The organism is Ruegeria sp. N11, assembly GCF_056531525.1.
The window spans coordinates 1-4,832 of sequence record NZ_JBQFLX010000059.1; the positions used below are offsets into that span (position 1 = coordinate 1).

The 4,832-nt window shown below is 57.1% G+C and carries 7 protein-coding genes and 1 tRNA gene; 3 read left to right on the forward strand and 5 right to left on the reverse strand.

Going from position 1 to position 4,832, the window contains the following annotated elements:
• Positions 1-100: 100 nt before the first annotated feature.
• The 4 genes from ACR0J8_RS24015 to ACR0J8_RS24030 all read right to left on the reverse strand — a co-directional run bounded on the left by ACR0J8_RS24015 (position 101) and on the right by ACR0J8_RS24030 (position 2,290).
• Positions 101-1,279, reverse strand: a complete 1,179-nt coding sequence (locus ACR0J8_RS24015; protein WP_480892814.1) for an AAA family ATPase — start codon at positions 1,277-1,279, stop codon at positions 101-103.
• The gene (locus ACR0J8_RS24020) at positions 1,279-1,668 is read right to left on the reverse strand and encodes a hypothetical protein (RefSeq protein ID WP_480892817.1); all 390 of its coding nucleotides are present in this window, start codon (positions 1,666-1,668) and stop codon (positions 1,279-1,281) included. Before ACR0J8_RS24020 ends, ACR0J8_RS24015 begins: the two co-directional genes overlap by 1 nt.
• On the reverse strand, positions 1,665-1,862 hold the full coding sequence (locus ACR0J8_RS24025; RefSeq protein WP_480892820.1) for a hypothetical protein: 198 nt from the start codon (positions 1,860-1,862) through the stop codon (positions 1,665-1,667). Before ACR0J8_RS24025 ends, ACR0J8_RS24020 begins: the two co-directional genes overlap by 4 nt.
• A gap of 342 nt (positions 1,863-2,204) precedes the next feature.
• Positions 2,205-2,290: transfer RNA gene (locus tag ACR0J8_RS24030), tRNA-Leu, on the reverse strand.
• A gap of 420 nt (positions 2,291-2,710) precedes the next feature.
• Here ACR0J8_RS24030 and ACR0J8_RS24035 point away from each other — a divergent pair.
• Together ACR0J8_RS24035 and ACR0J8_RS24040 are read left to right on the forward strand one after the other, a co-directional pair.
• Positions 2,711-3,106 (forward strand): rhodanese-like domain-containing protein, encoded by a 396-nt coding sequence (locus ACR0J8_RS24035; RefSeq protein ID WP_480527935.1) that lies wholly within the window; start codon positions 2,711-2,713, stop codon positions 3,104-3,106.
• Positions 3,107-3,175: 69 nt separating this feature from the next.
• The gene (locus tag ACR0J8_RS24040) at positions 3,176-3,364 is read left to right on the forward strand and encodes a hypothetical protein (protein ID WP_170808451.1); all 189 of its coding nucleotides are present in this window, start codon (positions 3,176-3,178) and stop codon (positions 3,362-3,364) included.
• On the opposite strand, the gene ACR0J8_RS24045 is transcribed toward ACR0J8_RS24040, so the two are convergent.
• On the reverse strand, positions 3,365-4,165 hold the full coding sequence (locus ACR0J8_RS24045) for an alpha/beta fold hydrolase (RefSeq protein ID WP_480527933.1): 801 nt from the start codon (positions 4,163-4,165) through the stop codon (positions 3,365-3,367).
• A gap of 47 nt (positions 4,166-4,212) precedes the next feature.
• Between ACR0J8_RS24045 and ACR0J8_RS24050 the strand changes: the two genes are divergently transcribed.
• Complete coding sequence (locus ACR0J8_RS24050; protein ID WP_480527931.1) at positions 4,213-4,587, forward strand: hypothetical protein; 375 nt, start codon at positions 4,213-4,215, stop codon at positions 4,585-4,587.
• Positions 4,588-4,832 lie beyond the last annotated feature (245 nt).

Here is a 4,832-nt window from a genome sequence, read left to right on the forward strand (position 1 = left end):
CCACATCATGCTCTGAACATGCGCCCACCTGTGCCTGAAACCTTATTAGAGAAACCTCAATTTAGTGGTGCCGAACGAGGGGGCTAGACAGTGGCGCACATCACACCGTTGCCCATTCGCCTACCTCCACAGTGGGGACAGGCTTGCGTTGAGCACCTGTTTTCTGCCCTTTGACCAACGCCCCGGATTTCAGCCAAGTATCGATTATCTTCTTGATGCGCTTGCGGTCGGCTTGGGCGTCGAAGCCCAGCACTTCAGCTACGGTCACACCAGCCCACTCGCCGCCAGCCTGATCCGAGTAGCGCCGCCCCTGACCATCCAGAGCATGTTGCACTGCCAGCAGGTCAGCGACCGATACCCCATCGAAAGTGTCCGGCCATTTCCAGACCTCAGCAACGCCCACGCTATCCCCATTGGATAGCTGCACAGATGCCATGCGCCGCCAAACACGATCCCCAACAGGGGCGAGGTTTGCTTTGTCACGGGTCACGGCAAAGTAGGTGGACGGATCGTTTTGAACACCCGCCTCGGCCTTCATGTCGTTGCTCATCTTGTTGAGCACACGACCGGATCTTGCTGCTGCCAAGAGCGCCGTTGCACCGCGCCCTCTTTCAGTAGTTGCTTCCTCGCCGTTTGTCTTGCGAGTGTGGTGCACAAGTTCAATTGCACAATTGCAACGATCTGCCAGCCGCGCCCATTCCTTTGCCACAAGGTCGATTGCGCCGTTGTCGTTCTCGCCCACCTGATGCGACGACACGAACGGGTCGATAATTAGAACATCGATTTCGCACGCTTCGATCTCTTGGGCTAAGGCTTCCATTTCCGGCTTGACGATCTGGACGCCTTCACGAGTTTGAATGGCGGTGCTGAGTTCGCGTTCCCGGCCCGTGTCCACAAAGAGACGCCCTGAGATTTCCTCGGGGGCGACGTTGTGATGTTGCATGGCCGCGATGATGCGCCGGTTCATCTCGTCGCGGGGGTCTTCAAGGTTGTATATCCAGACTTTTAGGCCTGATGCGGTCCAATCGCCCAGTAGGTCGCGGCCAGATGCCATTGCCAGCCCTTCGCAGATCGTCAAAGACGATTTCCCGACGCCGCCGGGTGCGACCGTCACCGATACCTGTTTGCGGATCAGGTGTTGCCCGTAGAGCCAAGGACGGGGCGGAATAGCGGAAGGGTCGCGCCAGACAAACTCTTTCGGCAAACGGTCCGACCGTTCTTTGGGAAACTCGGCTCGGTGCGCATCCAGTTGCACCGCCATCTCAGCAAAATCACGCATCACGCCGCTTGCCTCCTTTGTACATGCTCAAGAAATGCTGCCTGCCGCGCGGGTTTCATGCGCTTGAAGCTGGCAAGGCAATAAGCGTCCAGTTCTTCCGGGTCGGCATAATCCGCCCAGAACGCGGCCTCATCCATGAAGCTAGAAAACGGTGCAGGGGGGTGTCCCGCACCAGTGCCTAGCGCCGCCTCTGCCGAATTTACTGCATCGTCACGGTCCAGAGCCTTGAGAGCCATGAATGCCAGGGCCACGCGCTGCCGCGCATCCAGACGTGCTCGCAGGATCACCGGAAGGCCGGACCAAGCGTTAGTGCTATCAAGCCAAGCGGCGTATCCGATGGAGCGGCAAACACGTTTGATATTGTCGGGGATTTGCGTCGAAATATTCACAGCAGCACCCCCCAATGCATTGCCAAAATGGGGAAAGCCACGATATCCTTACCGTAAGAACAGACGCCTTCCATAACGTCTTTAACCCCGGTTGCGATTGCCGTCGTGCCGGGGTTTTCGTTTGTCAGTTCGGCCTCAGCCGGTTTGACACTTTCGAGGTAAGTCTTTGATGTTTCGTCGGGGGTTTGACGCACCCCGGTTTTGTAAGTGTTTGGCTTGCTTGAATTAGCGCCGGATTGAAAATCCTCGTGTCGGTGGTTCGATTCCGCCCCCGGCACCATTTTATTTCTTAAGCAGACCCATCTGACTGGTCCATTTTGGATGTTAGTGAATCGTTGTCCCGTGATCCTCCGGGATAAAGGATTCAAGTTCCGCGAAGCATTTGCAAGCACCGGAGCGATGATACCTTGTATCAGGTCACATTGCGGACCTTTTCATGCCGAGACGCAGACGATAACTTCCCAAGCCATTTGATATGTTTGACCGATCGTGCATCGCGCCTAGTAGCGTGCGCAAGCTTCGATTTTCGTACAAACTGGTACCCGCGGCCGGACTCGAACCGGCACGGCGTTTCCGCCTGGAGATTTTAAGTCTCCTGTGTCTACCATTCCACCACGCGGGCACAGTGCGTTTGGCCCATCCTGAGCCTGAAAAAACCACTAAGACCATAAGGCCCTGAATACAATGCGCTTCCGCCTCAAATTGTGCTTTGGTCAAATCCAGCACGCCCTCAAGCCCAAGTTGCCGGGGCTAGTCGTGTGATTGGAACAACACCCGCCAATTCGCCAAGCATGCAGTTGGGGCGGATGATGCTTGCAGCTCAAGTGTAATAGAGTCCGGTCCTGATGATTGGGGTGGCCCGGACTTCCTCTTTTCGTGTTTGTAGATGCAGCAAGGCGAACAAATTTGCCGCCATTCGAAGTCACAGTTAGAACGGGATAATATCCCCGCCAGCGATTTACCGCTATTGTACCTTTACACAGAAAACGCATTCCTTATTTTGCATGTTAACCATTGGAAGCCCAAGAACAGGAGAACCGGAATGCCACTGACCGTCAGGGACATGATGGAGGCCGCCAACGCTGTGGTCGCGCGTATCGATTTTGCCCAAGCTACGGAATTGCTGCGCGAAGGCGGGTTGCTGCTGGATGTTCGGGATACGCCGGAACTGGAGAGGGCGGGCCGGGCGGTCGGGTCCCATCACATTCCACGCGGGATGCTGGAGTTCAGGGCCGATAGCGGGCTGCCAACTCATGATCCTGAATTGCGCATCGACCGGCCAATCGTTCTGCACTGTGCGTCGGGCGGGCGCGCAGCGTTGGCAGGCAAGTTGTTGAAGGACATGGGCTATTCCCGCGTTTACAACCTTGGGGGCCTTTCTGACTGGGTCGAAGGGGGCGGCCAGACAGTCGAGCCTGTTGACCCGGGAATGACCTGACCTGAATCAAAGCCGTACACATCCTGATAAACCAATATGTGGTCAGATTCCAAAATAGGACCACACCCAATGATGCGTCTTGCTTCGATGTTGTATTCACTGATTGGAACTGCCCTGGCTGGCTCGGCCGTTATAGCTGTATTGACTGCTGGCCTGGTTACGACGGGCGCTATTCTGGGGGCCGCTGGCGCAGGATTTGTTGCTGCCATACCGGTTTCATGGCTTGTCGCCAAACGGTTGTATCAGGGTTCGATCTGATCAGGCGTTCAAAAAGGTTCTGACGGCCGCTTCAAATTCGCGAGGTTTTTCGGCGTGCAGCCAGTGGCCCGCACCCGGAATCTTCGCGAATTTCGCGGCGGGAAACATGGCGCGTATCTTGTCGCGGTGCTGCGGCAGAACATAGTCCGAGTCGCCACCTGACAAAAACAGGACCGGCCCGTTCCAAGTGGCATCGAGGTCCGGAAACCCCATGATATTGGCCATCTCGTTTGCCAGACCGTCCAAGTTCAACAGCCACCGCTGTCCGCTGACATCCAGTGACTGAGTGAAGAAGCTCTGCAACGCTTTTTCGACACCCAGTTCTGCCAGTTGCTGCTCGGCATCCGAGCGCCGGGTCACGCGGGACAGATCGACCGCACGCATGGCTTCGATGAATTGAATCTGACTGTGGCTGTAGGTCACCGGCGCAATGTCGGACACCACCAGTTTACGCACCAGGGCACCATGCGTCAACGCCAGGGTCATTGCTGCCTTGCCGCCCATAGAGTGTCCGACAACGTCCACGGGACCGCCGACCTGCGCAATGACCTCGGCCAGATCATCGGCCAGGTCCGGATAACCATGCGAGGCGTCCCACTTGCTGTAGGCATGATTGCGCATGTCCGCTGCAATGACCTGTCTTTCGTCCGATAGCCGCCGCGCAATGACGCCCCAATTACGGGCCGAGCCATAAAGCCCGTGCGCGATCAGAAGAGGAGGGTTCGCGGTCGGTTCGCCATGTACGATCGTGTTCAACATGAATGCGTGATACCCGGCGGTGAATGAAACGACCAGTCCCATTGTAGCCTGCCTCTGGCCGCGCTACATTTCCCGGTCAGGAGGCACCAATGTCGCAGGACACTGATATTCAGACCCGGATTGCAGGCACGATTACGTTGCTGCGCGAAAAGCTGGGTGTTCGGGACAAAACCCTGTTGGCCTCGGTCAAAAGGGCCAAACGCCGTCTGCCGCGCCGGATCTACAAACAGGCGCTTCTGCTGGCGAATGCGGAACAGATGGCGGCGCATCCAAGGCTGCGGCGGGTCTTGGATAGCCCGAAACTTGTCAGCGCGTCCGACGAGGTGCAGGCGTATCTCGGCAGTATTGATCTGGCGGATAGAAGATGGGGCTGGTTTCTGGGGATGCTGGGCGGACTGGCGTTCAACATTCTGGCGCTGAGCGCGCTGCTGCTGCTGTTTCTGTGGTGGCGCGGCCTGATCTGAAGGCTGGTCCTAAGGCAGGGTTACTTTGCCAATATTCAACTAAGTCTTTGGTGTGAAATGACAATGCGCCCAGTCCAGATGCGGCGCCACCGGGGCGCCGCTGTCTTGTTTTTTCCGAGCCGATTATAGGTTCGGGTAGATCGGGAATCGTGCGCAGAGGTCTGCGACCTCGGCCTTGACCTTGGCTTCGACCGCGCCGTTGCCGTCTTCGCCATTGGCGGCCAGACCGTCGACGACCTCGATGA

Bases quoted from the DNA above. Each gene is read 5' to 3' on its own strand.
- ACR0J8_RS24015 (WP_480892814.1), bottom strand. From the start codon at position 1,279: ATGCGTGATTTTGCTGAGATGGCGGTGCAACTGGATGCGCACCGAGCC.
- ACR0J8_RS24035 (WP_480527935.1), top strand. From the start codon at position 2,711: ATGCCACTGACCGTCAGGGACATGATGGAGGCCGCCAACGCTGTGGTC.
- ACR0J8_RS24040 (WP_170808451.1), top strand. From the start codon at position 3,176: ATGATGCGTCTTGCTTCGATGTTGTATTCACTGATTGGAACTGCCCTG.
- ACR0J8_RS24045 (WP_480527933.1), bottom strand. From the start codon at position 4,165: ATGGGACTGGTCGTTTCATTCACCGCCGGGTATCACGCATTCATGTTG.
- ACR0J8_RS24050 (WP_480527931.1), top strand. From the start codon at position 4,213: ATGTCGCAGGACACTGATATTCAGACCCGGATTGCAGGCACGATTACG.